Source organism: Streptomyces sp. NPDC101178 (genome assembly GCF_044767965.1).
GTDB lineage: Bacteria > Actinomycetota > Actinomycetes > Streptomycetales > Streptomycetaceae > Streptomyces.
The window spans coordinates 13,063-38,434 of sequence record NZ_JBIWOZ010000011.1; the positions used below are offsets into that span (position 1 = coordinate 13,063).

The following is a 25,372-nucleotide window of genomic DNA, read 5'->3' on the forward strand; positions in this document are numbered from 1 at the left end:
GTACACATGCCGGAGGCCGGCACCCCACGGGGTGCCGGCCTCGGCGTCGTACCGTACGAGTCTCCGTACGGGCCTTACTTGCGCATGACCTCCGGCTCGTGGCGGCGCAGCAGCCGGGCGACGGCGAAGGCGCAGAGGAGGCCGAGCACCAGCAGCACGAAGATGTTGATCCCCCACTGGGTCGCCGTGGCCTCCCAGAGCGGGTCCAGGTCGGTCGGGTTCTTCGGGTCCCACGGTGGCATCAGGTTGGCCAGGTCCAGCGTGGTGCCGGCCGCGGCCACGCCCCAGCGGGAGGGCATCAGCCAGGTGAGCTGCTCCAGGCCGGGCGTGCCGTACACCTGGAAGAGAACCCCGGTGAACACCAGCTGGACGATCGCGAACATGACCAGGAGCGGCATGGTCATCTCGGACGTCTTGACCAGCGCGGAGATCATCAGACCGAACATCATCGAGGTGAACCCGAGGGCCACGATGGAGATGCAGATCTCGACGGCCGGAGGCATGAACAGCCCCTCGGCCGGCAACTCACGGGCGGCGAAGCAGATACCGCAGAGGATCACGCTCTGGAAAGCGGTGATCACGCCGAGCACGATGACCTTGGACACCAGATAGGCCGAGCGGGAGAGGCCGGTGGCCCGTTCCCGTTCGTAGATGACGCGTTCCTTGATCAGTTCCCGTACGGAGCTGGCGGAACCTGCCAGGCAGATGCCGACCGCGAGGATCAGCAGGATCATCCCGGCCTTGCCGTTGAACTGCGTCGGCGGCGTGGGCGGGGCCAGCCCGAAGTCGGCCGGGATGACCGCGGCCAGCACTCCGATCACCGCGGGCAGCGCCACCATCAGGCCGAGGAAGGCCTTGTCGGAGGCGATGACCGAGGTGTATCTGCGCACCAGGGTCCACAGCTGCGTCCCCCAGCCCTGCGGCTTCGGGGGCCGCATCTGCTGGGGCGGTGGCATGTGGACGGACTGCGCGGCGACGGCGTCGATGTCGGCGGCGTACATCTGGTAGTGCTGCGAACCGCGCCAGCGGCCCGCCCAGTCGTAGTCGCGGTAGTTCTCGAAGGCGGAGAAGACGTCGGCCCAGGAGCTGTAGCCGAAGAAGTTCAGCGCCTCCTCCGGCGGACCGAAGTACGCGACGGCGCCGCCGGGCGCCATCACGAGCAGCTTGTCGCAGATGGCCAGCTCGGCCACGGAGTGCGTGACGACGAGCACGGTACGGCCGTCGTCGGCGAGGCCGCGCAGCAGCTGCATGACATCGCGGTCCATGCCCGGGTCGAGGCCGGAGGTCGGCTCGTCCAGGAAGATCAGCGACGGCTTGGTCAGCAGCTCCAGGGCGACCGAGACTCGCTTGCGCTGGCCGCCGGAGAGCGAGGTGATCTTCTTGTCCTTGTGGATGTCGAGCTTGAGCTCGGCGAGGACCTCGGTGATCCGGGCCTGGCGCTCGGCCTCGGTGGTGTCCGCGGGGAAGCGGAGCCTGGCCGCGTACTTGAGGGCCTTGGTGACGGTCAGTTCCTTGTGCAGGATGTCGTCCTGCGGGACCAGACCGATGCGCTGGCGCAGCTCGGCGAACTGCTTGTACAGGTTCCGGTTGTCGTAGAGGACGTCGCCCTCGTCGGCGGGCCGGTAGCCGGTGAGCGCCTTGAGCAGGGTGGACTTCCCGGAACCGGAAGGGCCGATGACCGCGACCAGCGACTTCTCCGGAACGCCGAAGGAGACGTCCTTGAGGATCTGCTTGCCGCCGTCGACCGTCACCGTGAGGTGGCGGGCCGAGAAGGAGACCTGGCCGGTGTCGACGAACTCTTCCAGCCGGTCGCCGACCAGGCGGAACGTCGAGTGGCCGACACCGACGATGTCGTTCGGGCCGAGGAGCGCCGAGCCGGACTTCTGGAGCGGCAGACCGTTGACGTACGTGCCGTTGTGCGAGCCGAGGTCACGGATCTCGAACCGGCCGTCGGGCGTCGCGTGGAACTCGGCGTGGTTGCGGGAGACCTGGAGGTCGGAGACGACCAGCTCGTTCTCCAGCGCACGGCCGATGCGCATGACCCGGCCGAGCGCCAGCTGGTGGAACGTGGTCGGGCTGCGGTCGCCGTAGACGGGCGGAGCACCTGCGGCACCGGCGTGGACCGGTCCGCCGCCGTGGGCCGGGGCGGCGGGCTGGGCCGGGCCCTGCTGATGCGGCACCTGCTGCTGGTACGGGGCCTGCTGCTGGTGCTCCGGTGCCTGCTGCTGCCACGCCTGCGGGGGCGGGGCCTGGTGCTGGGCGGCTGCCTGCTGTCCGGGCCAGGCGCCGCCGCCCGCCTGCGCGCGCTGCTGCGGCTGGTGTTGCTGGTGCGCGGGGGCCTGGTGGGCTGCGGCGGCCGGCTGACCGCCGTGGGCACCGGCGCCGGCGGTGAGATTCAGCCGCGGGCCGTCGGTGGCGTTGCCCAGGCGTACGGCGGAGCCGGGCCCGATCTCCGTCCGCTGGATCCGCTGTCCCTGCACATACGTGCCGTTGGTGGAACCGTGGTCCTCGATGAACCAACTCCGGCCGCTCCAGCTGATCGTGGCGTGCCGCCACGAGACTCTGGCGTCGTCGATCGTCAGGTCTCCCTGCGGGTCACGCCCCAGGGTGTACGGCCTGGACGGATCGAGCGTCCAGGTGCTGCCATTCAATTCCAGTACGAGTTCCGGCACTCCGCGCCCCACTAGTTGTCCCCCGTGATACCCCCGTCGCAGGGAGTCTAGGGATGCTGAACATCGTGGGGAACTATTCCAGGAGCAGTCCCTTATCCGAAAGTCGGGCCGGTGAAGTCGGGCCCTATAAGGGAGAAGGCGTCGCGAAAGTTCCCGTACCGTCCGGTGAAGGGCAAGTGGCGCGAACTCGTCACATAAGGGACGGCGGGACGGCGGTGGGCCGACCACCGGGCGGGGCCGCACCGGAACGCCCGTACCTTTCCGTCCGGCACTCGGGACGGACGGCCGGAGGCGGCCGCGGGACCGATACGGTGGGATCACCATGAGCGCATCTCAGCCACCTCAGCCTTCCTCCTCCTCCGAGCCTCCCGTGAATCCGGCGGAACCTGTGAACCCGGCGGACCCCGTGAACTCGGCGGAGCCTGTGAACCCGGCGGAATCTGTGGACCTTGCGGACAGCACGCCCACGCTCCTCGTCAAGATCTTCGGCAAGGACCGCCCCGGCATCACCGCCGGGCTGTTCGACACCCTGGCCGCGTACGCCGTCGACGTCGTGGACATCGAGCAGGTCGTCACCCGGGGCCGCATCGTGCTGTGCGCTCTGGTCACCTCGCCCACCGCGGGCGGGACGACCGAGGGCGATCTGCGGGCGACCGTGCACAGCTGGGCGGGCTCCCTGAAGCTCCAGGCCGAGATCATCTCGGGCACCGGTGACAACCGGCCCCGGGGCAGCGGCCGTTCCCATGTGACCGTGCTGGGCCACCCGCTCACCGCGGAGTCGACCGCCGCCATAGCGGCCGCGATCACCGCGACCGGCGGCAACATCGACCGTATCTTCCGGCTCGCGAAGTACCCGGTCACGGCGGTCGAGTTCGCGGTGTCGGGTACCGGGACGGCGGAGCTGCGGACCGCGCTGGCGACCGAGGCCGCCGAGATCGGCGTGGACGTCGCCGTGGTCTCGGCCGGGCTGAGCCGGCGGGCGCAGCGGCTGGTCGTGATGGACGTGGACTCCACACTGATCCAGGACGAGGTGATCGAGCTCTTCGCGGCCCACGCGGGCTGTGAGGACAAGGTCGCCGAGGTCACCGAGCAGGCGATGCGCGGCGAGCTGGACTTCGAGCAGTCGCTGCACGCCCGGGTCGCGCTGCTGGCGGGGCTGGACGCCTCGGTGGTGGACAAGGTGCGCGCCGAGGTCCGGCTCACACCCGGCGCCCGCACCCTGATCCGTACGCTGAAGCGCCTCGGATACCAGGTGGGCGTCGTCTCGGGCGGTTTCACCCAGGTCACGGACGACCTCAAGGAGCGTCTCGGCCTCGATTTCGCCTCCGCCAACACCCTGGAGGTGGTGGACGGCAAGCTCACCGGGCGGGTCGTCGGCGATGTGGTGGACCGGGCGGGGAAGGCCCGGCTGCTGCGGAGCTTCGCCGAGCAGGCGGGGGTGCCGCTGGACCAGACGGTGGCCATCGGGGACGGGGCGAACGACCTCGACATGCTGAACACGGCGGGGCTCGGGGTCGCCTTCAACGCCAAGCCCGTGGTCCGCGAGGCCGCGCACACAGCGGTGAACGTGCCGTTCCTGGACACCGTGCTCTATCTGCTCGGCATCACCCGTGAAGAGGTCGAGGCGGCGGACGGCGTCGTCGACTGACGGTTTCGGCAGCGTACGGAGTCGCCCGACGGCCTCCGGCAGCATACGGAAGAGGGCCCCGGCACGGGACGCGTGCCGGGGCCCTGCGTGTTCATATGTGCCGGTGAGGTCGGGGCACTCAGTCGTTCGGCGTCCAGTACTCGGTGAGTCTGCCCGCCCCGTGCTCCACGCTCTTCCAGGAGCCGGGGAACTCCACCACGGCGTAGGACGCCGTCGGGAAGCCGTCCCGGGTCATCCGGGCCAGGGTGTCGCCCTCGGCCGATCCGGAGAGGGCGTCGGCGGCGCCGTGCATGCCCGGGTTGTGACCGATGACCAGGAGGTTGTGGACGTCGTCCGGGACCTCGTTGAACAGGGCGATCAGTTCGCCGAGGGAGGCCTCGTACAGCCTCTCCTCGTAAACGGTCCTGGGGCGCTGGGCGAATTCGTGGACCGCCAGCTTCCAGGTCTCCCGGGTCCTGACGGCGCTGGAGCAGAGGGCCAGATCGAAGTCGATGCCGGAGTCGGCGAGCCTGCGGCCGGCCACGGGCGCGTCCTTACGACCGCGCTCGGCCAGCGGGCGCTCATGATCCGAACTCTGCGACCATTCCGCCTTGGCATGCCTGAGAAGGACGATCCTGCGAGGTGTCTCAACGCTCATACACCTCAGCTTCGCATGAAACGCGGCCTCCGGCGCAGGGTGTTGACAGCCTCATCCGGAAGGTGGACGCGCCGGTCCGGGACGGTTTCGCCGCGACGCGTGGATCAAGGAGCGAGCAGGTGGAGTGCGCGCTCGATCAGCTGTCCGAATGCGGGGTCGGCGGTGGCCGCCTGCGCCTGCCCCGGGCTCATGATCATGAGCAGCAGCGCGGCGAACGCGACGGCCGGGAGCGCCACGGCCCACCACGGCAGCCGTATCTCGACACGGTCGGTGGCGGGTCGGCGGGAAGCGGTGACGGGTCGGTGGGAAACAGGGACGGATCGGTGGGAAGCAGCGACGGGTCGCGAGGAGGCGGCTGGTCGAAGGGACCTGGGGTGCGCAGGGACCGTCATGTCCGCCTCCGTGGGGTGTTCGGTTCGTTACCGAAGAACCTACGGAACGGGTCGGCCCGGTCCCATCCGGTGATCCACCCACTTCACCCTGACCCTGTCCCCCTAGGGGACAGGGGGCCAGCCCCACCATGGGCGGGGCCGCCGGACGTCAGGGCGAGGCGATCGAGGCGATCACACCGATGACTACCGTGACGAGAAGCATCGCCCCGAAGACGAGGAGGAGCTTCTTCTGACCGTTCTTGGGCTGCGGATCGAGCACTGGCATGGAGCCAGTCTCGCATCTCAGCATTCGTCCTCGATGGTCCGGTCCCGCCCGGCCAGCACTCCGGCCACCATCTGCGGGATCATCAGGCCCGCCATCAGCGCGATCGGCAGTCCCCAGCCGCCGCTGTGCTGGTAGAGCACGCCGACGAGCAGCGGGCCCGGGATGGACAGCAGGTAGCCGGTGGACTGGGCGAAGGCGGAGAGCCGGACCACGCCCGCCCCGGTCCGCGAGCGCATGCCGATCATGGTGAGGGCGAGCGGGAAGGCGCAGTTGGCCACGCCGAGCAGCACCGCCCAGACCCAGGCGCCAGCGGCCGGGGCCAGGTAGAGGCCGCCGTAACCGATCAGGCCGCACAGGCCGAGGACGACCACGATGGGGCCCTGCTGCTTGAGCCGGCCGGCGACCCTGGGGATGACGAAGGCGAGCGGGACGCCCATCGCCATGGTGACCGCGAGCAGGACACCCGCCGTACCGGCCGAGACCCCGGCGTCGCGGAAGATCTGCGGCATCCAGCCCATGGTGATGTACGCGGCCGTCGCCTGGAGCCCGAAGAAGCAGGCGAGCCCCCACGCGGTCCGGCTGCGGGTGATCCGGAGCGCCGGCGCGTCGGCGGGGCGTGCGGCGGCCGATCCGGGGACGGACGTCCCGGGCGCCGGGGTCCGGTCCCGTACGAGGACGATCCACGGCAGCACCGCGAGGGCCGCGAGCACGGCCCAGACGGCGAGCCCGGACTGCCAGCTCCCGCCCATGGCGCCCGTCAGCGGCACGGTGACGGCGGCGGCGAGGGCCGTACCGAGGGCCAGGGCCATGGAGTAGAGGCCGGTCATCGTGCCGACGCGGTCGGGGAACCAGCGCTTGACGATCACCGGCATCAGGATGTTGCTGACGGCGATGCCCATCAGGGCCAGCGCGCTGGCGGCCAGGAACCCGGCGGTGGAGCCGATGTACGGGCGGATCACCAGGCCCGCCGCGATGGCCGCCATGCCCGCGCAGACGACGGCGCCCGCGCCGAAGCGGCGGGCGAGGCGGGGTGCCATGACCCCGAAGACCGCGAAGCAGAGGGGCGGTACGGAGGTGAGTACGCCCGCCACGCTGCCGCTCATGTGCAGCCCGTCGCGGACCTCTTCGAGGAGGGCGCCGAGGCTGGTGATGGCGGGGCGGAGGTTGAGGGCGGCCAGGACGAGCCCGACGGCGATCAGCCGCAGCAGCCAGGGGGCCGGGGCCTCGGCGGCTCCGGGGAGCCGCAGGGCCCGGGGGCCGGTGGGGGTGCGCGCGGCGGCGCCGCGGTTCAGGGTCTGGGTCTCGTCGTCCGGCATGAGGCCATCATAGAATCATGGGATGATTGGTTGTCCAATCCTCTTTCCGGTGAACCGACCTCCCCGGTCACCCTGAGAGAATCCCCCGGACCCGCCCTCTCAGCTCACGAGCAAGGAGCACCATGGCGCTGACGTCTCCCCGGCGTTCGGCACTCGCCGACCAGGTGATCGCGCAACTGCGGAACCAGATCACCTCGGGCGAGTGGCCGGTCGGCTCGCGGATTCCGACCGAGCCGGAGCTGGTCGAGCAGCTCGGCGTGGCCCGTAACACCGTACGCGAGGCGGTCCGGGCCCTGGCGCACAACGGGCTGCTGGACATCCGGCAGGGCTCGGGCACCTATGTGATCGCCACGAGCGAGCTGGCCGGGGTGATGCACCGCCGCTTCGCCGCCGCCGACCCGCGCCACATCGCGGAGCTGCGCTCGACGCTGGAGTCGTCGGCCGCCCGGCTCGCCGCCGTACGCCGTACCGAGCGCGATCTGCGGCAGCTCGACACCTTGATGGCGCGCCGGGAGGAGGCGTGGGCCTCGGGCGACGCGGAGGCGTTCGTGACGGCCGACGCGACGCTGCACCTGGCGGTGGTCTCCGCCTCGCACAACGACGTACTGACCGGGCTCTACGCGGACCTCGGGGATCTGCTGCGCGACTACCTACGGGGTGACGTGGGACCTGAACTGCGCCCCGAGAACCATATGGATCACGCGCGACTGGTCGAGGCGATCCGCGCCGGGGACGCGGAGACGGCGGCGGCCGAGGCGGCGGGTCACGCACTGAACTGCCTGGCGGACCGCGTGTAGCGCCGGGCCCCTCAGAGCGGCGCCGGCCGGTGGCTGACCCAGGCCGTCGCGATCTCCTTCCAGCAGCGGTCCTCCAGCCGTACGGTCCGGCCCGGCGCCACCGCGACCGCCGCGCCGTCCGCGTCGACGTCCCACCAGCGGACGCACTCGGTGTGGAGCTGGACCAGGTCGGTGGAGGGGTAGGGGTTGTGGCAGTACGCGACTACCCGGGAGCCCTCGATCGTCGTACGGCACTCGGAGCCGGCCGGTTCGGGCTCCACAGGCGCCGCCGCCGTACCGGAGTCGGCGCCTGTGGCCACGTGGACCCCCAGAGGTACGGCGAGCGCGGCGAGGACGACCGAGGCGGCCAGCAGGAGACGGGTGCGGCGACGCGTGGGGCGCACGGCGATCTCCCTCCCGCAGCCTGACAGAAGTCCGGTTCCTCCACATTCTGCGGTGGAACGTCAGACTTTTCGACCGGAGCGGCGGCAGGGAGTCACGGACGGCGACGGCCCCCGGCCGCGTACCGCCTCGAAGAGCCAGGAGGAGGTACGCGGCCGGGGGCCGCCAGCAGAGGCTGCGCGCGGTCAGGCGCCCATCATGTGCACGCCGCTGTCGACGTGGATGATCTCGCCCGTCGTGCGCGGGAAGAAGTCGGAGAGCAGCGCCACGACGCCGCGGCCGGCCGGCTCCGGGTCGGACATGTCCCAGGCGAGCGGTGCGCGGTGGTTCCAGACGTCGGCCAGCTCGGAGAAGCCCGGGATGGACTTGGCGGCCATGGAGCCGATCGGTCCGGCGGAGATCAGGTTGCAGCGCAGCCCGTCCTTGCCCAGGTCGCGGGCGAGGTAGCGGGAGGTGGCCTCCAGCGCGGCCTTGGCCGGGCCCATCCAGTCGTACTGCGGCCAGGCGTACTGCGCGTCGAAGGTGAGGCCGACGATCGAGCCGCCCTCGCTCATCAGCGGCTTGCACGCCATGGCCAGCGACTTCAGGGAGAACGCCGAGACGTGCATCGCGGTGGCGACGGACTCGAACGGCGTGTTGAGGAAGTTGCCGCCGAGCGCGTCCTGCGGGGCGAAGCCGATGGAGTGGACGACGCCGTCCAGCGAGCCGAGCTCCTCGCGGACCAGGCCCGCCAGCCGGTCCAGGTGCTCCTGGTTCGTCACGTCCAGCTCGATGACCTTGGCGGGCTTCGGCAGCTTCTTGGCGATGCGCTCGGTCAGGGTCGGGCGCGGGAAGGCGGTGAGGATGACCTCGGCCCCCTGCTCCTGGGCCACCTTCGCGGTGTGGAACGCGATGGACGACTCCATCAGCACCCCGGTGATGAGGATGCGCTTGCCGTCGAGAATTCCGCTCATGGTGATCAGTGACCCATGCCCAATCCGCCGTCAACGGGGATGACGGCTCCAGTGATGTACGACGCGTCGTCGGAGGCGAGGAAGCGCACGGTTGCGGCGATCTCGTCGGGCTGCGCGTAGCGGCCCAGCGGCACCTGGGACACGATGCCCTTGCGCTGCTCCTCGGTGAGCGCCTGGGTCATGTCGGTGTCGACAAAACCGGGGGCGACGACGTTGAAGGTGATGTTCCGCGAGCCGAGCTCACGGGCCAGCGACCGGGCGAACCCGACGAGTCCGGCCTTGGAGGCCGCGTAGTTGGCCTGGCCCGCCGAGCCGAGGAGGCCGACGACGGAGGAGATCAGGACGACGCGGCCCTTCTTGGCGCGCAGCATGCCGCGGTTGGCGCGCTTGACGACCCGGAAGGTGCCGGTGAGGTTGGTGTCGAGGACGGAGGTGAAGTCCTCCTCGGACATCCGCATCAGCAACTGGTCCTTGGTGATACCGGCGTTGGCGACCAGCACCTCCACGGGACCGTGCTTCTCCTCGATCTCCTTGTAGGCCTGCTCCACCTGCTCGGCGTCGGTGATGTCGCAGCGGACCGCGAGGACACCGGCCTCGGTGAGGGCCTGGGGCGGCTCGCCGGAGCGGTAGGTGATCGCTACCTGGTCGCCGTTGTCGGCGAAGGCGCGGGCGATGGCGAGGCCGATGCCCCGGTTTCCTCCGGTGACGAGAACCGAGCGGCTCAACGGATCACCCTTTCCTTGGCGGTGTGGTGCGCAGTCCATGGCGGGCTGGTACGTCGAAAATCTATCGGTACCGTGGGCCGATCGAGGAATCGGGCCCTGACAGTGGCTTGTCCGGGGTGCTGTGGGGTTCCTACAGTTCGCACGGTTGCGTGCCGGGCACACCTGTCCGCGATATCCCCGGCTGTCCACGCCTTCCGCGTGGTTCACTGCCGTCGTGTATCGAGAAGGGAATTCCCCGTGCCCCACGAGGTAGATCAGTCATTCCTGGCCCTCCCGCTGCGCGCGCTGGCCGACGCGGCGCTCGCGCGGGCGCGCGCGCTGGGCGCCACGCACGCCGACTTCCGGCTGGAGCGGGTGCGCAGCGCCTCCTGGCGGCTGCGGGACGCGCGGCCGGCCGGGGCTTCGGACAGTACGGACCTCGGGTACGCGGTGCGGGTCGTGCACGGTGGCGCCTGGGGGTTCGCCTCGGGTGTCGACCTGACGATGGACGCGGCGGCGAAGGTGGCCTCGCAGGCCGTGGCGATGGCGAAGCTGTCGGCCAAGGTGATCGCGGCCGCCGGGTCCGACGAGCGGGTGGAGTTGGCGGACGAGCCGGTGCACGGCGAACGGACCTGGGTCTCGGCGTACGACGTCGACCCGTTCTCCGTATCGGACGAGGAGAAGGCGGCGCTGCTCGCCGAGTGGAGCGGGCGGCTGCTGGGCGCGGACGGGGTGGCGCATGTGGACGCGTCCCTGATGACCGTCCACGAGAACAAGTTCTACGCGGACACGGCCGGAACGGTCACCACGCAGCAGCGGGTGCGCATCCAGCCGCAGTTGACGGCTGTGGCGGTGGACTCCACGACCGGTGAGTTCGACTCGATGCGGACCATCGCCCCGCCGGCCGGGCGCGGCTGGGAGTATCTGACCGGCACCGGCTGGGACTGGGACGCGGAGTTGGAGCAGATCCCGGGGCTGCTGGCGGAGAAGATGCGGGCGCCGAGCGTCGAGGCGGGGACGTACGACCTGGTCGTCGACCCGTCGAACCTCTGGCTGACCATCCACGAGTCGATCGGCCACGCCACCGAGCTGGACCGGGCGCTCGGTTACGAGGCGGCGTACGCGGGCACGTCGTTCGCCACCTTCGACCAGCTGGGCAAGCTGGCGTACGGCTCCTCCGTCATGAACGTGACCGGTGACCGCACCGCCGAACACGGCCTGGCGACCGTCGGGTACGACGACGAGGGCGTCGAGGCGCAGTCCTGGGACCTGGTCAAGGACGGCACGCTCGTCGGCTACCAGCTCGACCGCCGGATCGCGAAGCTCACCGGGCTCGGCCGCTCCAACGGCTGCGCGTTCGCGGACTCGCCGGGCCATGTCCCCGTACAGCGCATGGCGAACGTGTCGCTCAAGCCGGACCCGGGCGGGCTGTCGACGGAGGACCTGATCGGCGGGGTCGAGCGGGGGATCTACGTGGTCGGTGACCGGTCCTGGTCGATCGACATGCAGCGCTACAACTTCCAGTTCACCGGGCAGCGGTTCTTCCGGATCGAGAACGGCAAGCTCGCCGGGCAGCTGCGCGATGTGGCGTACCAGGCGACGACCACGGACTTCTGGGGCTCGATGGAGAAGGTCGGCGGCCCGCAGACGTACGTGCTCGGCGGCGCGTTCAACTGCGGCAAGGCCCAGCCGGGCCAGGTCGCGGCGGTCTCCCACGGCTGTCCCTCCGCCCTCTTCCGGGGCGTCAACATCCTCAACACGACGCAGGAGGCCGGACGATGAGCCGCGACCACGGAACCGGCTGGGGGTCCGGGGGTCGTCCCCCGGGTAGGCACAGTCTCAACACGACGCAGGAGGCCGGACGATGAGCCGCGTCAGCAAGCCGTACGAGATCGTCGAGCGGGCTCTGGAGCTGTCCACCACGGACGGTCTGGTGGTCATCGCGGACGAGCACTCCTCCGCCAACCTGCGCTGGGCCGGGAACGCCCTCACCACCAACGGCGTCACGCGGGGCCGGACCCTCACCGTCATCGCGACCGTCGACGGCGCCGAGGGCACGGCGTCCGGCGTCGTCTCCCGGTCCGCCGTGACCGCCGACGACCTGGAGCCGCTGGTCCGGGCCGCCGAGGCCGCCGCGCGGGGCGCCGGTCCCGCCGAGGACGCGCAGCCGCTGGTCGGCGGGGTGCCCTCCTCCCCCGGCTTCACGGACGCGCCCGCCGAGACCGGCTCGGAGGTCTTCGCCGATTTCGCCCCGGCCCTCGGTGACGCCTTCGCCCGGGCCCGCTCCGGAGGCCGCGAGCTGTACGGGTTCGCCAACCACGAGCTGACCTCCACCTACCTGGGTACGTCGACGGGGCTGCGGCTCCGCCACGACCAGCCGACCGGGACGCTGGAGCTGAACGCCAAGTCGCCGGACCGGACCCGTTCGGCGTGGGCGGGGAGGTCGACGCGGGACTTCGAGGACGTCGACCCGGCGGCGATGGACGCGGAGCTGGCGCAGCGGCTGCGGTGGGCGGAGCGGCGGATCGACCTGCCCGCCGGGCGGTACGAGACGCTGCTGCCGCCGACCGCCGTGGCGGACCTGCTGATCTACCAGCTCTGGTCGTCCACCGCGCGGGACGCCGTGGAGGGCCGGACGGTGTTCTCCCGGCCGGGCGGCGGAACCCGGCTCGGCGAGACGCTGGCTCCGCTCCCCCTCACCCTGCGCAGCGATCCGCACGCGCCGGGTCTGGAGTCGGCGCCGTTCGTGGTCGCCCACTCCTCCGGCGACGGCGCTTCCGTCTTCGACAACGGGTTGCCGCTCGCACCGACGGACTGGATCCGGGACGGGAAGCTGGAGCGGCTGACGACGACCCGGCACACCGCGGCCCTCACCGGGCTGCCGGTCGCCCCGGCCGTCGACAACCTGGTGCTGGACGGGGGCGGTGAGCGGTCGCTGGAGGAGATGGTGGCCGCGACGACCGGCCGGGCGCTGCTGCTGACCTGCCTCTGGTACATCCGCGAGGTGGACCCGGCGACGCTGCTGCTGACCGGGCTGACCCGGGACGGCGTCTATCTGGTGGAGGACGGCGAGGTGGTCGGCGAGGTGAACAACTTCCGGTTCAACGAGTCGCCGGTGGACCTGCTGTCGCGGGCGTCCGAGGCGGGCCGTACGGAGAAGACGCTGCCGCGCGAGTGGGGCGACTGGTTCACCCGGGCCGCGATGCCCGCGCTGCGCATCCCGGACTTCAACATGAGCTCGGTCAGCCAGGGGGTGTGACCCGCCTAGACTGACCCCAGATCTCTACCTTCGTTAGGAGCACCGGAACCGTGACGGACATCGTCGACGAGCTGAAGTGGCGCGGGCTGTTCGCCCAGTCCACTGACGAGGACGCATTGCGCAAGGCTCTCGCGGACGGTCCCGTCACCTTCTATTGCGGCTTCGACCCGACGGCGGCGAGCCTGCACGTGGGGCACCTCGTGCAGGTCCTCACCGTGCGCCGGCTCCAGCAGGCGGGCCACCGTCCGCTCGCCCTGGTCGGCGGGGCCACCGGTCAGATCGGTGACCCGCGCCCGACCGCGGAGCGCACGCTGAACGACCCGGAGACCATCGCGGCCTGGGTGCAGCGGCTGCGGGAGCAGATCGAGCCCTTCCTCACCTTCGAGGGGCCGAACGCGGCGACGATGGTCAACAACCTGGACTGGACCGCGGGCATGTCCGCGATCGAGTTCCTGCGGGACATCGGCAAGCACTTCCGGGTCAACAAGATGCTCACCAAGGACTCGGTCGCGCGCCGGCTGGAGTCGCAGGAGGGCATCAGCTACACGGAGTTCAGCTACCAGCTGCTCCAGGGGATGGACTTCCTGGAGCTGTACCGCCGCTACGGCTGTGTCCTCCAGCAGGGCGGCAGCGACCAGTGGGGCAACCTCACGGCGGGGATCGACCTGATCCACCGTCTTGAGCCAGGTGCCACCGTGCACGCGCTGGCGACGCCGCTGATGGTGAAGGCGGACGGCACCAAGTTCGGCAAGTCCGAGAGCGGTGCCGTCTGGCTGGACCCGGAGATGACCACGCCGTACGCGTTCTACCAGTTCTGGCTGAACGTGGACGACCGGGACATCTCGCGCTACATGCGCATCCTCAGCTTCAAGAGCCGGGCCGAGCTGGAGGAGCTGGAGCAGCTGACCGAGGAGCGGCCGCAGGCGCGTTCCGCGCAGCGGGCGCTGGCCGAGGAGCTGACCACGCTGGTGCACGGCGGTGCGCAGTGCGCGGCGGTCATCGCGGCGTCGAAGGCGCTGTTCGGTCAGGGTGACCTGGCGGAGCTGGACGAGGCGACGCTGAGCGCGGCCCTCTCCGAGGTGCCGCACGTGCGGGTCGCCGAGCTGGGCCCGCTGGTGGACCTCCTGGTGGAGGTCGGTCTCGCACCGAGCAAGTCGGGGGCCCGGCGCACGGTCAAGGAGGGCGGCGCCTACGTGAACAACGTGAAGGTCGCCGACGGCGAGGTCGCGCCGGATGCCGGGGAGCTGCTGCACGAGCGCTGGCTGGTGCTGCGCCGCGGCAAGAAGAACCTGGCGGCCGTGGAGGTCGTCCCGGCCGGCTGACGTACGCCGTACGCCTGAACAGCGCCGCGGGGGGGCACCCGGTTGCGAGCCGGGGGGGGGCCCCTCGGGGGGGGGGGGCGGGGGGGGGGGCGGGGGGCGGGGGGGGGGGGGGCGCCCGGGGGGGGGGGGGGGGCCCCCCCGCGGCGCTGTGCTGTGCGCGGTCAGGTTCTGCGCTTGTTGCCCCGGATGGACTGCCAGGCCATGTCACCGACGGCGACGACCGCCACGGCACCGGCCAGCTGGAGCAGATGGCGGATCCAGTCGATGCCCTTGGTGTCCCCGACGCCGATCCAGCCGGCCACGGCATTACCGAGGATGGAGCCGAGAATACCGAACACGGCCGTCAGCCAGAGGGGAATGTCCTGTTTGCCCGGCAAGATCGCCCGTGCGATCACACCGAGCACCAGGCCCACGATGATTGCCCACAACCAGCTCATTTCGCCTCCTCGTGCGGCGCGGAGTGCGCGTCCGCCCAGTCTTGGGCGGCTGTCGGCGGGCCGCACGCCGGACGGGGCCGTACGAGTGGGCCGGCCGGCCGGGGACGACGGAGGCGCGCCCCGGTCTTCGGTACGCCGGGGACTCGGCGTACCGTGGACGCGACCCGGTCCCGGAGCGTCCGGCACAGAGATCTGGTGGTGGAACACATGCTGCGGAAGAGCGACGAGGTGGAGGTCTTCCGGATCACTGAGGCCCGTCAGGGGCTGGCCGACGATGTGCGGGGCAGGCAGCGGCGCTATGTGATCTCGATGTCCGTGCGCACGGTGTCGGTGGTGCTGGCCGCGGTGCTGTGGAACGTGGAGCGGCATGTCGCGATCGTGGCGCTCGCTCTGGGCGTGCTGCTGCCGTACGTGGCGGTGGTCATCGCCAACGCGGGCCGGGAGAACGCCCCTTCGCTGCCGTCGACGTATCTCACCGCACCGGTGCGCCCCGCCGTGGAGGCGGCCGGGACCACCGGTCGCGCCGAGTCCGCGGGCCCCGACGGGCGGGCCGGCCGGGTGCCGCCGCCACAGGAGCACGACTGAGCCCGCGTGCCCCGCGAAGCTCAGGAAAAGCTCAGATCAATCATGACGTTCCGGTGCACCGCACCCCGGTGCCCGTGACATACTTCAAAGGCGCTCCGCATCCCCCGTCGGAGCGATGGACCGACGCCGGGCAGCTCCCCCCGTGGCTGCTCGGCGTCGCCGTTTCTCCGGCCGGGGATGCGTCGTTCAGCGTGCGGAGCACCTGACTTAGGCTGGGTCCCGTGATCTTCCCCGAGACGTCCGCCGAGAGCGCCGCAGGTGCCCCGATCTGTTCCGCCAAGGGCTGCCGGGCCGACGCGGTCTGGGTGCTCGCCTGGAACAACCCGAAGCTGCACACGCCCGAGCGGCGCAAGACCTGGCTGGCCTGCGAGGAGCACCGGGAGCACCTGTCGCAGTTCCTGGGCGTACGAGGGTTTCTCAAGGACGTCGTGGCGCTGGCCGACTGGGAGTCCGACGGCTCCTGAGGGGCGTCAGCCGCCGATCGCCGACATCGGGCGGTCGGGCTGGAGGAAGGACGGGTCGTCCAGTCCGGAGCCCGCCTTCTTGCCCCACATGGCGACCTTCCAGAGCTGCGCGATCTCCGCGTCCGGCGCGTCCGAGCGCAGGGCGGCGCGCAGGTCGGTCTCCTCGCGGGCGAAGAGGCAGGTGCGGACCTGGCCGTCGGCGGTGAGCCGGGTGCGGTCGCAGGCGCGGCAGAACGGGCGGGTGACCGAGGCGATCACGCCGACGCGGTGGGGGCCGCCGTCGACGGTCCAGCGCTCGGCGGGGGCGGAGCCCCGTACCGTCTCGTCCTCGGCGGTGAGGGTGAAGCGGGTGCGCAGCGAGGTGAGGATGTCACCTGCGGTGATCATGCCGTCGCGCTTCCAGCCGTGCTGGGCGTCGAGCGGCATCTGCTCGATGAAGCGGAGCTCGTACGCGTTGGCCACGGCCCAGGCCAGCAGCTCGGGGGCCTCGTCCTCGTTGAGCCCAGGCATCAGGACGGCGTTGACCTTCACCGGGGTGAGGCCGGCCTCGCGGGCGGCTTCGAGGCCTTCCAGGACGTCCTGGTGGCGGTCGCGGCGGGTGAGGGTCTTGAAGACGTCCGGGCGCAGGGTGTCCAGCGAGACGTTGACCCGGTCGAGGCCCGCGGCCTTGAGGGCGGCGGCGGTGCGCTTGAGGCCGATGCCGTTGGTCGTGAGAGACATGCGGGGGCGCGGGGTGAGCGCGGCGCACTGCTCGACGATGGAGACGAGGCCGGGGCGGAGCAGCGGCTCGCCGCCGGTGAAGCGGACCTCGGTGATGCCGAGGCCGGTGACCGCGATGCGGATCAGGCGGACGATCTCGTCGTCCGAGAGCAGCTCGCTCTTGCCGAGCCACTGCAGGCCCTCTTCCGGCATGCAGTAGGTGCACCGCAGATTGCACTTGTCGGTCAGTGACACGCGCAGGTCGGTGGCGACCCTGTCAAAGGTGTCGATGAGCATGGTGGCTCTCCTCCCCCGGTGGTGTCGGTGCGGTCGGTCTGGTGCCGGTACGGTCGATCTCTTCCGAGCCTACGTGAGACCGGTGACATCGCAGGGGCCCGTTTGCCACGAGGTGCGGCCGGGCCGCGTCGTAGGACTCTACGACGCGGCCCGGCCGCGGGGGTGGGTGATGAACCGAACGGCTCCGTGAATTCCTTCTCTCAGTGCGCTCCGGTGCCGGTGAGGGACTTGACCTCCAGCTCGGCGTACTTGTCCGCGTCGGCCTTCTCCTTGCCGATCACCGAGCCGAGCCAGCCGAGCAGGAAGCCGAGCGGGATCGAGATCAGGCCAGGGTTCTCCAGCGGGAACCAGGCGAAGTCGACGCTCGGGAACATCGAGGTCGGCTTGGAGGAGACGACCGGCGAGAAGAGCACCAGCAGGACGGAGGAGGAGAGCCCGCCGTAGATGGACCAGAGGGCGCCCTGGGTGGTGAAGCGCTTCCAGAAGAGGCTGTAGAGGATCGTCGGCAGGTTGGCGGAGGCGGCGACCGCGAAGGCGAGGGCCACGAGGCCTGCCACGTTGAGGTCGCGGGCGAGTGCGCCGAGCGCGATGGAGACGATGCCGATGGCGACGGTGGCCCAGCGCGCGGCGCGGACCTCCTCCTTCTCGGTGGCCTTCCCCTTGCGGATCACGTTGGCGTAGATGTCGTGCGCGAAGGACGAGGAGGAGGCGAGGGTGAGTCCGGCGACGACGGCGAGGATGGTCGCGAAGGCGACGGCGGAGATCACCGCGAGGAGGATGGCACCGCCGGTGGAGCCGGAGCCGCCGCCGATCTCCAGGGCGGCGAGTGGCGCCGCCGTGTTGCCCGCCTTGTTCGAGGCGATGATGTCGTCGGGGTTGAGGATCGCGGCGGCGCCGAAGCCGAGCACGATCGTCATCAGGTAGAAGGCGCCGATGATGCCGATCGCCCAGTTCACCGACTTACGGGCGGCCTTGGCGGTGGGCACGGTGTAGAAGCGGATCAGGATGTGCGGCAGGCCCGCGGTGCCGAGGACCAGGGCGAGGCCGAGCGAGATGAAGTCCAGCTTGGAGATGCCGGAGACGCCGTACTTCAGGCCGGGCTCCAGGAAGGCCGCGCCCTTGCCGCTGTTGCTGGCGGCGGTGCCGAGCAGGTCGGAGATGTTGAAGTTGAACTTCAGCAGGATCAGGAAGGTGATGAGCAGGGTGCCGGCGATGAGCAGGACGGCCTTGACCATCTGCACCCAGGTGGTGCCCTTCATGCCGCCGATGGTGACGTACAGGATCATCAGCACGCCGACCAGGGCGACGATGACGATCTTCCCGAAGTCGCTGGTGATGCCGAGCAGCAGCGAGACGAGGACGCCCGCGCCGGCCATCTGGGCCAGCAGGTAGAAGATCGAGACGACGATGGTGGACGTACCGGCGGCGGTGCGGACGGGACGCTGGCGCATCCGGTAGGCGAGGACGTCGCCCATGGTGTAGCGGCCGGAGTTGCGCAGCGGTTCGGCGACCAGGAGCAGGGCGACGAGCCAGGCGACGAGGAAGCCGATGGAGTAGAGGAAGCCGTCGTAGCCGAAGAGGGCGATGGCGCCCGCGATACCGAGGAAGGACGCCGCGGACATGTAGTCGCCGGAGACCGCGAGCCCGTTCTGGAACCCGGTGAACTGGCGGCCGCCCGCGTAGAAGTCGGCGGCGCTCTTGGTCTGGCGGCCGGCCCACACGGTGATGAAGAGGGTCGCGACGACGAAGGCGGCGAAGAGGGTGATGATCAGCGGCCGGTGCTCGCCCGCGCTGTCGGCGGCGAGCTGGACGGTCGGATAGAGGGTGTGGGCGGCGCTCATACGTCGGCCTCCATACGGGACTTGATCGCTTCGGCCTTCGGGTCGAGCTTGGTGGCGGCGTGCCGGGAGTAGAGCACGGCGATGAGGAAGGTGGTGGCGAACTGGGCGAGGCCGAGGACGAGCGCCATGTTGATGTTGCCGACGATCTTGGTGGCCATGAAGTCGCCCGCGTAACTGCAGAGCAGGACGTAGAGCAGGTACCAGGTCACGAAGGCGACGGTGAGCGGAAAGGCGAAGGACCGGAACGAGCGGCGCAGGTCGGCGAACTCGGCACTCGCCTGCACCGCGTTGTACGCCTCGGTGGTGGGCTGGGCCGGGCTGGTGTCGGAACGGCCCTCGGGCGGCGGTGCATCGGTAGCCACGGAATCTCCTCGCGACGCGGGTGCGGTGAACTGGGGGACGGGGGTGTCATGGAGGCCTCGTCCACCGGGGAACAGTGACGTGCCTCCTGGACAACGGCACGGAGGGCGCGACGAAGCGGTTCACCGGATCTTTCGCCTTCTCGGCCGCATCCCGGCGTCCTGAACGCGCTCCTTTGCGGCGAGGCCCACGGCAGCGCCCGGGTCCGAGACAGCGAGAACCGGCGCACCCGTCACCGCGACTTCGAGGAGTCGCGGTGACGGGTGCGCCGGCCCGTCCGCTGAGGAGTCCCTGCCGGTCTCAGTCCCCTCTGCCCCGGTCCCCGTCCACCGCGGTTCGTGCGGCCGTGAGCACCCCGACGGCCAGCAGGAACTGGGCGGCGATGTAGGTGAGCATCACCCAGAAATCGGGGGCGGGCAGCCGGGGCCACTCGGCGATGCCCGTGGCGATGAGGGCGTCGGAGAGCAGGAAGAGCGCCCCGCCGGCCGCCGCGTACCGGCCGAGGACGCCGGCCCGCCACGCCATCGCGGTGAGCAGCAGGCTGTAGCCGGTCAGCGGCGCGCGCAGCCCGGCCGGGAGGTCGGGCCAGATCAGGACGAGGAAGACGACGAGCACGACGGCGTACGCGATACCGGCGGCCAGCGACGCACGGGTCCGGGCGCCTCCCCGCCCTCGCCCGAACAGCGTCAGGTAGCAGACATGGCCGACGGCGAACGATCCCATCCCGAGCAGGAACGCCAGGTCGTTGTCGGCGAGCAGGAACACATCACCGCCCCACCCGAACAGCAGTGCGGCGATCAGCAGCCGCGGCCCGCCCCGCACGGCCGCGTACCCGGCGAGCAGCGGCATCAGCAGCGGCTTGGCGACCAGGTGGAGGGGGTCGAGACCGGCGAGGACCCCGGCCAGGTCGACGGCGGCCGCGAGGAGGAAGGCGATGAGCAGGGGCCGCGCGAACCGCTCGGCCCTTGGTGAGGCGGTGCGCCCCGGGTCGGTGGGACGGGAGGCGGTGGCGCTCATCGGGTGGGCTCCGGGGCGGGGGCGGACACTTCGGCGGGAGCGGGGACCGGAGCGGGGATGGGACCGGCGGCTTCGGCGCGTACGGGAGTGGGTACGGCGGCTTCGGCCCGTACGGGACCGGGATCGGGTACGACGGCTTCGACGGGCGCCTCGGTGAGGGCTCCCGCCTTCGCGGCGGGCTGCCAGCCCGGGCCCCGGAAGACCCGTCCGGCGCGCTCGCTCCAGCTCCCGGCGGCCCGGACGTCCCGGGCGATGGCGGCGTACTCGTGGGTCGCCACGCGGAGCGGGTTGTGGGTGGCGATGTTCTTGGTGAGCCCGTAGACGGGCCGCTCGGTCTCGGCCGCGAAGGACCCGAACATCCGGTCCCAGATGATCAGGATGCCGCCGTAGTTGCGGTCCAGGTAGCTGCCCTGCGAGGCGTGGTGGACGCGGTGGTGGGAGGGCGTGTTCAGGACGTACTCGAAGGGGCGCGGGAGCTTGCCGACGCGCTCGGTGTGCACCCAGAACTGGTAGACGAGGTTGGCCGACTGGCAGAAGGCGAGCGCCGCCGGGTGGACACCGCAGGCGATCAGCGGCAGATAGAAGGGCCAGGAGGTCGCGGAGGTCCAGGGCTGGCGCAGCGCGGTGGTGAGGTTGAACTTGCGGCTGGAGTGGTGGACCACATGGCAGGCCCACAGGATCCGGATGACGTGGTGGCCGCGGTGGGACCAGTAGTAGAAGAAGTCCTGGGCCAGGAGCATCAGCAGGACGGTCCACCACACCACGGGCACCCGCAGCGGCGTCAGTTCGTAGAGGCCCATGTAGATGGCGAGGACGGGGATCTTCCACAGCAGGTCGAACCCGAGGCTGCCGAGCCCCATGGTGACGCTGGTCGCGGCGTCCTTGGTGTCGTAACCGGCGGCGTCCTCGTCCGGATGGAGGCGGTAGCTGACCATCTCGATCACGGTGAGCAGCACGAAGGCCGGTATTGACCACAGCACGACATCGGGCAGGTTCGGCTCCATGCGAGCACCGTAGGGCCGCCGGTCGGTGAGGGCTAGAGGTTGTTACCCACAAGTATGCGAGACCTGCTGTCAGCAGATTTTGGCACCTTCCGCCAAGGGACCGGCCGTAGGATTTGCGGCACTCGTGTCGCCGAGGGGGAGGAACGCACGTGGCGGGTACGGAAGTTGCCCTGTTACGGCTGGCCGCGACGGTGATCGGCGCGGCCACCAGGGCGTTGCTGACCCCCAGGCCGGGGGCGGGCCTGATCCCGGACCCGGTCCGCCCGCTCCCCCGCCCCGCCAAGCCGGACCGGCTGGCGAGGGTGCTGGCGGGACGGATGTCCGAGTCGTACGCGGACCTCCCCGAGCACGAGCGGCTGGCCGCGCTCGCCTCCGTACAGGACACGTTCGCGGCGGGCGTCGTGGATATCGACCGGCTGTTCGCGGTGAAGCTGGACCCTGAGCGACTGCGGGCGGAGCTGTCGGCGCCTGCCACCGGGCTCTCGGGACGCGCCCGCGAGCTGTACGAGGAGTTGCTCCTCCGCTGCTGTGCACACCTGGTGGAGCAGCTCACCGCCCACCCGTCGTTCACGGCCCGGGCGGCGGTGGAGCAGGTCCGGGAGGCGGAGCGGACGCGGGCGCTGGTGAAGGACGTACGGGATCGGGTCGGCCTGCGCACGGACGCGGCGGACCTGGAGTTCGAGGGCCGGTACGCGGAGTTCGTGGCGGCGGCCAACAGCCGGGTGGAGCTGTTCGGGCTGACGCTGGGGCGGTCGGCGGGCGGGTGGCCGCTGGAGACGGCGTACATCGGTTTGGAGGTGAGCGGGGAGTACGGGAGCGCTGACCGGCTCGGTCTGGATCACCCGGTCCGGACGACGGTCAGGATCGAGCAGGCCCTCGGCGAGCGGGACCGGCTCCTGCTGCGGGGTCCTGCCGGTTCGGGCAAGAGCACGCTGGTGCAGTGGCTGGCGCTGAACGCGGCCCGGCAGACGTTCGGGAGTGAGCTGGCGGACTGGAACCGGTGTGTCCCCTTCGTACTGCGCCTACGCGCCTTCACGGCCCTCGATGTGCTGCCGACACCGGAGGAGTTCCTGCGGGCGGCCGGAGTTCCGCTGTGCGGATCGGCCCCGGCCGGCTGGGCTGACCGGATGATGCGGCAGGGCCGGGCGCTGGTGCTGGCCGACGGGGTCGACGAGGTGCCGGAGCGGCTGCGCAAGCGCACGGAGCGCTGGCTGAGGGACCTGATCACCGCCTATCCGCAGGCCAAGTACGTGGTGACGACGCGCCCGTCCGCCGTCCCCGAGACCTGGCTCTCCGCTTCCGGCTTCGAGCCGCACACCCTGCTGCCGATGCGGCAGGAGGACGTACGCGCGTTCATCGGCCACTGGCACCGGGCGGCGCGCTCGGAGTGCGGGTCCGAGGAGGAGGGCGCCGAGCTGGACCGGTACGAGAGCTCCCTGCGCCGGGCCGTCGGCACCCGCCGGGACCTGGGGCTGCTCGCGACGAACCCGCTGATGTGCGCCCTGCTCTGCGCGCTGAACCGGGACCGCCGGATGCAGCTGCCCCGGGCGCGCAAGGAGCTGTACGACGCGGCGCTGGACATGCTCCTGGTCCGGCGCGACACCGAGCGCGAGATCGTCGGGGTGGAGGGCGTCGACCTGACCCGCGAGGAGCAGATGGCGCTGCTGCAGCACCTCGCGTACTGGCTGATCCGGAACGGGCTGGCCGAGGCCCGGCAGGACGAGACGGTGGGCCTGCTCACCGACTGGCTGCGCGCGATGTCCCAGGTCCGGGGCACCCCCGACCAGGTCTTCGCCCACCTCCTCAACCGCAGCGGCCTCCTGCGCGAACCGGCCCTCGGCGCGGTGGGGTTCGTCCACCGCACCTTCCAGGACTACCTGGGCGCGAAGGCCGCGGTGGAGGCCCGCGACTTCGGCGTCCTGGTCCGCCACGCGCACGAGGACCAGTGGGAGGACGTGGTCCAGATGGCGGTGGGGCACGCGCGGCCGGACGAGCGGGCCGCGCTCCTGACGGCCTTGCTGGAGCGAGCGGACGCAGAGCCGAAGCATGAGAACCGGTTGGTTCTCCTGGCCGCGGGGAGCCTGACTCACGCTCCGGAGCTGGATCCGGGGGTGCGGGAGGAAGTGGAGGGATGCACGGAAGGGCTTCTGCCGCCGTACAGCCAGAAGAGCATCGACGAGTTGGCCTCCGTGGGCGAGCTCGCGCTGGAGTTGCTGTCGCCGATGCTGGACGAGCTCACCGAGCGCCAGGCCGCAGCCGTGGTGCGGACGGCCGCGGCGGTGGGCGGCGACGTGGCGTACGGCCTGGTGAAGCAGTTCCGGGACGATGACCGGGGCCAAGTGGTCTACGAACTCTCCTCCGCCTGGGAAGGGTTCGAACCCGATCCGTACGCGCGGGAGATCATGGCGAACCACTCGTGGAACGATGCCAGCGCCTATGTGCGGAACAGCGCACAGCTTTCCGCGCTGCGCCACATCCCCCGCCTGGGCAACGTGCACGTGACGGGCAGCCTTGAGCACCTGGTGCCACTGACGTCGCGGCCCGACGTGGAACAAGTCTTCCTCTGGCTCAACGGGTCGTTGGAAGACCTCCGCCCTCTGGCGCGGATGCCCCGACTGCGCAAGCTCGGCCTGAGCGGTTGCGCCCAGGTTCGCGATATCTCCGCACTCGCCGGACCCGGCCTGGAGTCCCTGTCTCTGGTTCAACTGCACCTGGATCTCGACCCCTCGCCGCTCACCGCGATGCCTGACCTGCGCCACCTGGTGCTCGGCCACCCCTTCCTCCTGGAAGACATCTCCGAGCTGCCTGTGTGCGAAAAGGTGATCGCTCTGGAGCTGCTGATCGAGACGCGGTATCTGAGCCTGGAGGGTCTGGAAGCCTGGAGCGGCCTGCGGGACCTGCGACTGTCCGGCGCCACTCACCTGCGGCAGCTCAACCGAATGCCGTCGCTCCACGGGCTGGAGAGGATGCGTCTGCTCAAGATGGCGAGCGCCGATCTGCGCCTGCTGGAGCCTCTCACCAAGCTACGGGATCTCAAACTCGTCGCCTGCGACCTGGATTCGGATCTCAGCGCCCTCGCGGAGCTGCCTTCTCTCACCTCACTCAGTATCAACAGCGGCGAGGAAGTCCTCGACCTCACCCCTCTGGCCGATGCGGATCACCTGATGATCAGGCTGGCTCACGACACCATGGCCACCGGCCTCGAACTCTTCCCCCCGGAACGCGTCGTCCGCCTCCCCTGAACACCCCACCCCCAGGCACCGCCGAATAGGGCCTTGTCAGTCCCGGCCCGTATTCTCTGTGACCATGCTCGACGACCGCCAGACAGCCGCACCATGGCCGACCGCCTACCCACAGGGGTACGCGGTCGTCGACGTGGAGACCACCGGCCTCGCCCGGGACGACCGGATCATCTCCGCCGCCGTCTACCGGCTCGACGCCCTCGGCGACGTCGAGGACCACTGGTACACGCTGGTGAATCCGGAGCGGGACCCCGGGCCCGTCTGGATCCACGGGCTGACGAGCGATGTGCTGGAAGGCGCGCCGCTCTTCCCGGAGGTGGCCGAGGAGCTGTCGGCGCGGCTCGCGGACCGGGTGCTCGTCGCGCACAACGCGGCGTTCGACTGGTCGATGATCGCCCGGGAGTACGCGCGCGCCTCCGTGGTCGCCCCGGTCGAGCAGCGGCTCTGCACGATCGCGCTCGCCAAGGAGCTGCGGCTGCCGCTGCCCAACCACAAGCTGGCCTCGCTCGCCGCCCACTTCGGCGTCGTACAGCAGCACGCGCACCACGCGCTGGACGACGCCCGGGTGCTGGCCGAGGCGTTCCGGCCGAGTCTGCACGCGGCGGCCCGGGGCGGGGTGCGGCTGCCGTTGCTGGAGTGCCGGCCGCTGACCGAGTGGTCCGACTCCCCCGTGACCCCGCGCGTCGGGTACCGCCCCGCGCGGCAGCCGAACAGCTGGCGGCCCTCGCGGAAGCGGCCGGCCTGCCCGTATCCCAATCCTGGGCGGTACGAGAAGGAGAAGCCGCTCCAGCAGGGGATGCGGGTGGCGTTCTCCGGGGACACCTCGGTCGACCGGGAGCTGCTGGAGGACCGGGCGGTGGAGGCCGGGCTGCATGTGGCGACCAGCGTGTCGCGGCTGACCAGTCTGCTGGTGACCAACGATCCGGACGCGGCGACCTCCAAGACGCAGAAGGCGAAGGCGTTCGGCACGCCGATCCTGGAGGAGAGCGCCTTCACCCATCTGCTGCGCGATGTGGCCCCCGCCGACCAGGGCGCACGGGGGTCGGTGCCGCCGCAGGCGACCCCGCCGCCGGAGTGAAC

The 25,372-nt window shown here is 70.8% G+C and carries 23 protein-coding genes; 9 read left to right on the forward strand and 14 right to left on the reverse strand.

Annotated features, from left to right (window positions below):
- Positions 1-74 precede the first annotated feature (74 nt).
- A complete protein-coding gene (locus tag ACIRR8_RS27440) occupies positions 75-2,684 on the reverse strand; it encodes an FHA domain-containing protein (protein WP_404069782.1) in 2,610 nt (869 codons plus the stop codon).
- Between the two features lie 310 nt (positions 2,685-2,994).
- Here ACIRR8_RS27440 and serB point away from each other — a divergent pair, with 310 nt between their 5' ends.
- A complete protein-coding gene (gene serB, locus ACIRR8_RS27445) occupies positions 2,995-4,320 on the forward strand; it encodes a phosphoserine phosphatase SerB (RefSeq protein ID WP_404069784.1) in 1,326 nt (441 codons plus the stop codon).
- Between the two features lie 118 nt (positions 4,321-4,438).
- Here the strand turns inward: serB and ACIRR8_RS27450 are convergent, their stop codons facing one another.
- The 4 genes from ACIRR8_RS27450 to ACIRR8_RS27465 form a co-directional block, all read right to left on the reverse strand.
- Entirely contained in the window at positions 4,439-4,957 is a 519-nt protein-coding gene (locus ACIRR8_RS27450; protein ID WP_404069786.1) for a SixA phosphatase family protein, read from the reverse strand.
- Between the two features lie 104 nt (positions 4,958-5,061).
- On the reverse strand, positions 5,062-5,193 hold the full coding sequence (locus tag ACIRR8_RS27455; RefSeq protein ID WP_404070116.1) for a hypothetical protein: 132 nt from the start codon (positions 5,191-5,193) through the stop codon (positions 5,062-5,064).
- A 304-nt stretch (positions 5,194-5,497) separates the two neighbouring features.
- A complete protein-coding gene (locus ACIRR8_RS27460; RefSeq protein WP_256859158.1) occupies positions 5,498-5,614 on the reverse strand; it encodes an SGM_5486 family transporter-associated protein in 117 nt (38 codons plus the stop codon).
- Positions 5,615-5,631: 17 nt separating this feature from the next.
- Positions 5,632-6,930 carry a CynX/NimT family MFS transporter gene (locus ACIRR8_RS27465; protein WP_404069788.1) on the reverse strand — a complete coding sequence of 433 codons (1,299 nt, stop codon included), beginning with the start codon at positions 6,928-6,930 and terminating at the stop codon, positions 5,632-5,634.
- 122 nt (positions 6,931-7,052) lie between these two features.
- Here ACIRR8_RS27465 and ACIRR8_RS27470 point away from each other — a divergent pair, with 122 nt between their 5' ends.
- Entirely contained in the window at positions 7,053-7,727 is a 675-nt protein-coding gene (locus tag ACIRR8_RS27470) for a FadR/GntR family transcriptional regulator (protein WP_404069790.1), read from the forward strand.
- Between the two features lie 11 nt (positions 7,728-7,738).
- Here the strand turns inward: ACIRR8_RS27470 and ACIRR8_RS27475 are convergent, their stop codons facing one another.
- The 3 genes from ACIRR8_RS27475 to fabG form a co-directional block, all read right to left on the reverse strand.
- The gene (locus ACIRR8_RS27475) at positions 7,739-8,110 is read right to left on the reverse strand and encodes a hypothetical protein (RefSeq protein WP_404069792.1); all 372 of its coding nucleotides are present in this window, start codon (positions 8,108-8,110) and stop codon (positions 7,739-7,741) included.
- A 183-nt stretch (positions 8,111-8,293) separates the two neighbouring features.
- Complete coding sequence (gene fabI / locus ACIRR8_RS27480; protein ID WP_404069794.1) at positions 8,294-9,061, reverse strand: enoyl-ACP reductase FabI; 768 nt, start codon at positions 9,059-9,061, stop codon at positions 8,294-8,296.
- 5 nt (positions 9,062-9,066) lie between these two features.
- A complete protein-coding gene (gene fabG, locus ACIRR8_RS27485) occupies positions 9,067-9,786 on the reverse strand; it encodes a 3-oxoacyl-[acyl-carrier-protein] reductase (RefSeq protein WP_404069796.1) in 720 nt (239 codons plus the stop codon).
- A 237-nt stretch (positions 9,787-10,023) separates the two neighbouring features.
- On the opposite strand from fabG, the gene ACIRR8_RS27490 reads away from it, so the two are divergent.
- The 3 genes from ACIRR8_RS27490 (at position 10,024) to tyrS (ending at position 14,346) form a co-directional block, all read left to right on the forward strand.
- Positions 10,024-11,547, forward strand: a complete 1,524-nt coding sequence (locus ACIRR8_RS27490) for a TldD/PmbA family protein (protein ID WP_404069798.1) — start codon at positions 10,024-10,026, stop codon at positions 11,545-11,547.
- Positions 11,548-11,629: 82 nt separating this feature from the next.
- Positions 11,630-13,024: a metallopeptidase TldD-related protein gene (locus ACIRR8_RS27495; protein ID WP_404069800.1), complete on the forward strand. Its 1,395-nt coding sequence runs from the start codon at positions 11,630-11,632 to the stop codon at positions 13,022-13,024.
- Between the two features lie 50 nt (positions 13,025-13,074).
- Complete coding sequence (tyrS, locus tag ACIRR8_RS27500) at positions 13,075-14,346, forward strand: tyrosine--tRNA ligase (RefSeq protein WP_404069802.1); 1,272 nt, start codon at positions 13,075-13,077, stop codon at positions 14,344-14,346.
- 161 nt (positions 14,347-14,507) lie between these two features.
- Here tyrS and ACIRR8_RS27505 read toward each other — a convergent pair whose 3' ends face one another.
- On the reverse strand, positions 14,508-14,783 hold the full coding sequence (locus ACIRR8_RS27505; protein ID WP_404069804.1) for a GlsB/YeaQ/YmgE family stress response membrane protein: 276 nt from the start codon (positions 14,781-14,783) through the stop codon (positions 14,508-14,510).
- Positions 14,784-14,990: 207 nt separating this feature from the next.
- Between ACIRR8_RS27505 and ACIRR8_RS27510 the strand changes: the two genes are divergently transcribed.
- A complete protein-coding gene (locus tag ACIRR8_RS27510) occupies positions 14,991-15,368 on the forward strand; it encodes a DUF3099 domain-containing protein (protein WP_404069806.1) in 378 nt (125 codons plus the stop codon).
- 221 nt (positions 15,369-15,589) lie between these two features.
- Positions 15,590-15,832, forward strand: a complete 243-nt coding sequence (locus tag ACIRR8_RS27515; RefSeq protein WP_404069808.1) for a hypothetical protein — start codon at positions 15,590-15,592, stop codon at positions 15,830-15,832.
- Positions 15,833-15,838: 6 nt separating this feature from the next.
- On the opposite strand, the gene moaA is transcribed toward ACIRR8_RS27515, so the two are convergent.
- The 5 genes from moaA to ACIRR8_RS27540 all read right to left on the reverse strand — a co-directional run bounded on the left by moaA (position 15,839) and on the right by ACIRR8_RS27540 (position 21,050).
- The gene (gene moaA / locus ACIRR8_RS27520; protein WP_404069810.1) at positions 15,839-16,828 is read right to left on the reverse strand and encodes a GTP 3',8-cyclase MoaA; all 990 of its coding nucleotides are present in this window, start codon (positions 16,826-16,828) and stop codon (positions 15,839-15,841) included.
- A gap of 200 nt (positions 16,829-17,028) precedes the next feature.
- The gene (locus tag ACIRR8_RS27525; RefSeq protein WP_404069812.1) at positions 17,029-18,669 is read right to left on the reverse strand and encodes a cation acetate symporter; all 1,641 of its coding nucleotides are present in this window, start codon (positions 18,667-18,669) and stop codon (positions 17,029-17,031) included.
- On the reverse strand, positions 18,666-19,031 hold the full coding sequence (locus ACIRR8_RS27530; protein WP_404069814.1) for a DUF485 domain-containing protein: 366 nt from the start codon (positions 19,029-19,031) through the stop codon (positions 18,666-18,668). Before ACIRR8_RS27530 ends, ACIRR8_RS27525 begins: the two co-directional genes overlap by 4 nt.
- Positions 19,032-19,329: 298 nt before the next feature.
- The gene (locus tag ACIRR8_RS27535; RefSeq protein WP_404069816.1) at positions 19,330-20,046 is read right to left on the reverse strand and encodes a lysoplasmalogenase; all 717 of its coding nucleotides are present in this window, start codon (positions 20,044-20,046) and stop codon (positions 19,330-19,332) included.
- A complete protein-coding gene (locus ACIRR8_RS27540) occupies positions 20,043-21,050 on the reverse strand; it encodes a sterol desaturase family protein (protein WP_404069818.1) in 1,008 nt (335 codons plus the stop codon). The genes ACIRR8_RS27535 and ACIRR8_RS27540 overlap by 4 nt, the downstream gene beginning before the upstream one ends.
- Before the next feature lie 149 nt (positions 21,051-21,199).
- Here ACIRR8_RS27540 and ACIRR8_RS27545 point away from each other — a divergent pair, with 149 nt between their 5' ends.
- Complete coding sequence (locus ACIRR8_RS27545; RefSeq protein WP_404069820.1) at positions 21,200-24,292, forward strand: NACHT domain-containing protein; 3,093 nt, start codon at positions 21,200-21,202, stop codon at positions 24,290-24,292.
- Between the two features lie 58 nt (positions 24,293-24,350).
- Complete coding sequence (locus tag ACIRR8_RS27550) at positions 24,351-25,370, forward strand: DEDDh family exonuclease (RefSeq protein WP_404069822.1); 1,020 nt, start codon at positions 24,351-24,353, stop codon at positions 25,368-25,370.
- Positions 25,371-25,372: the final 2 nt, after the last annotated feature.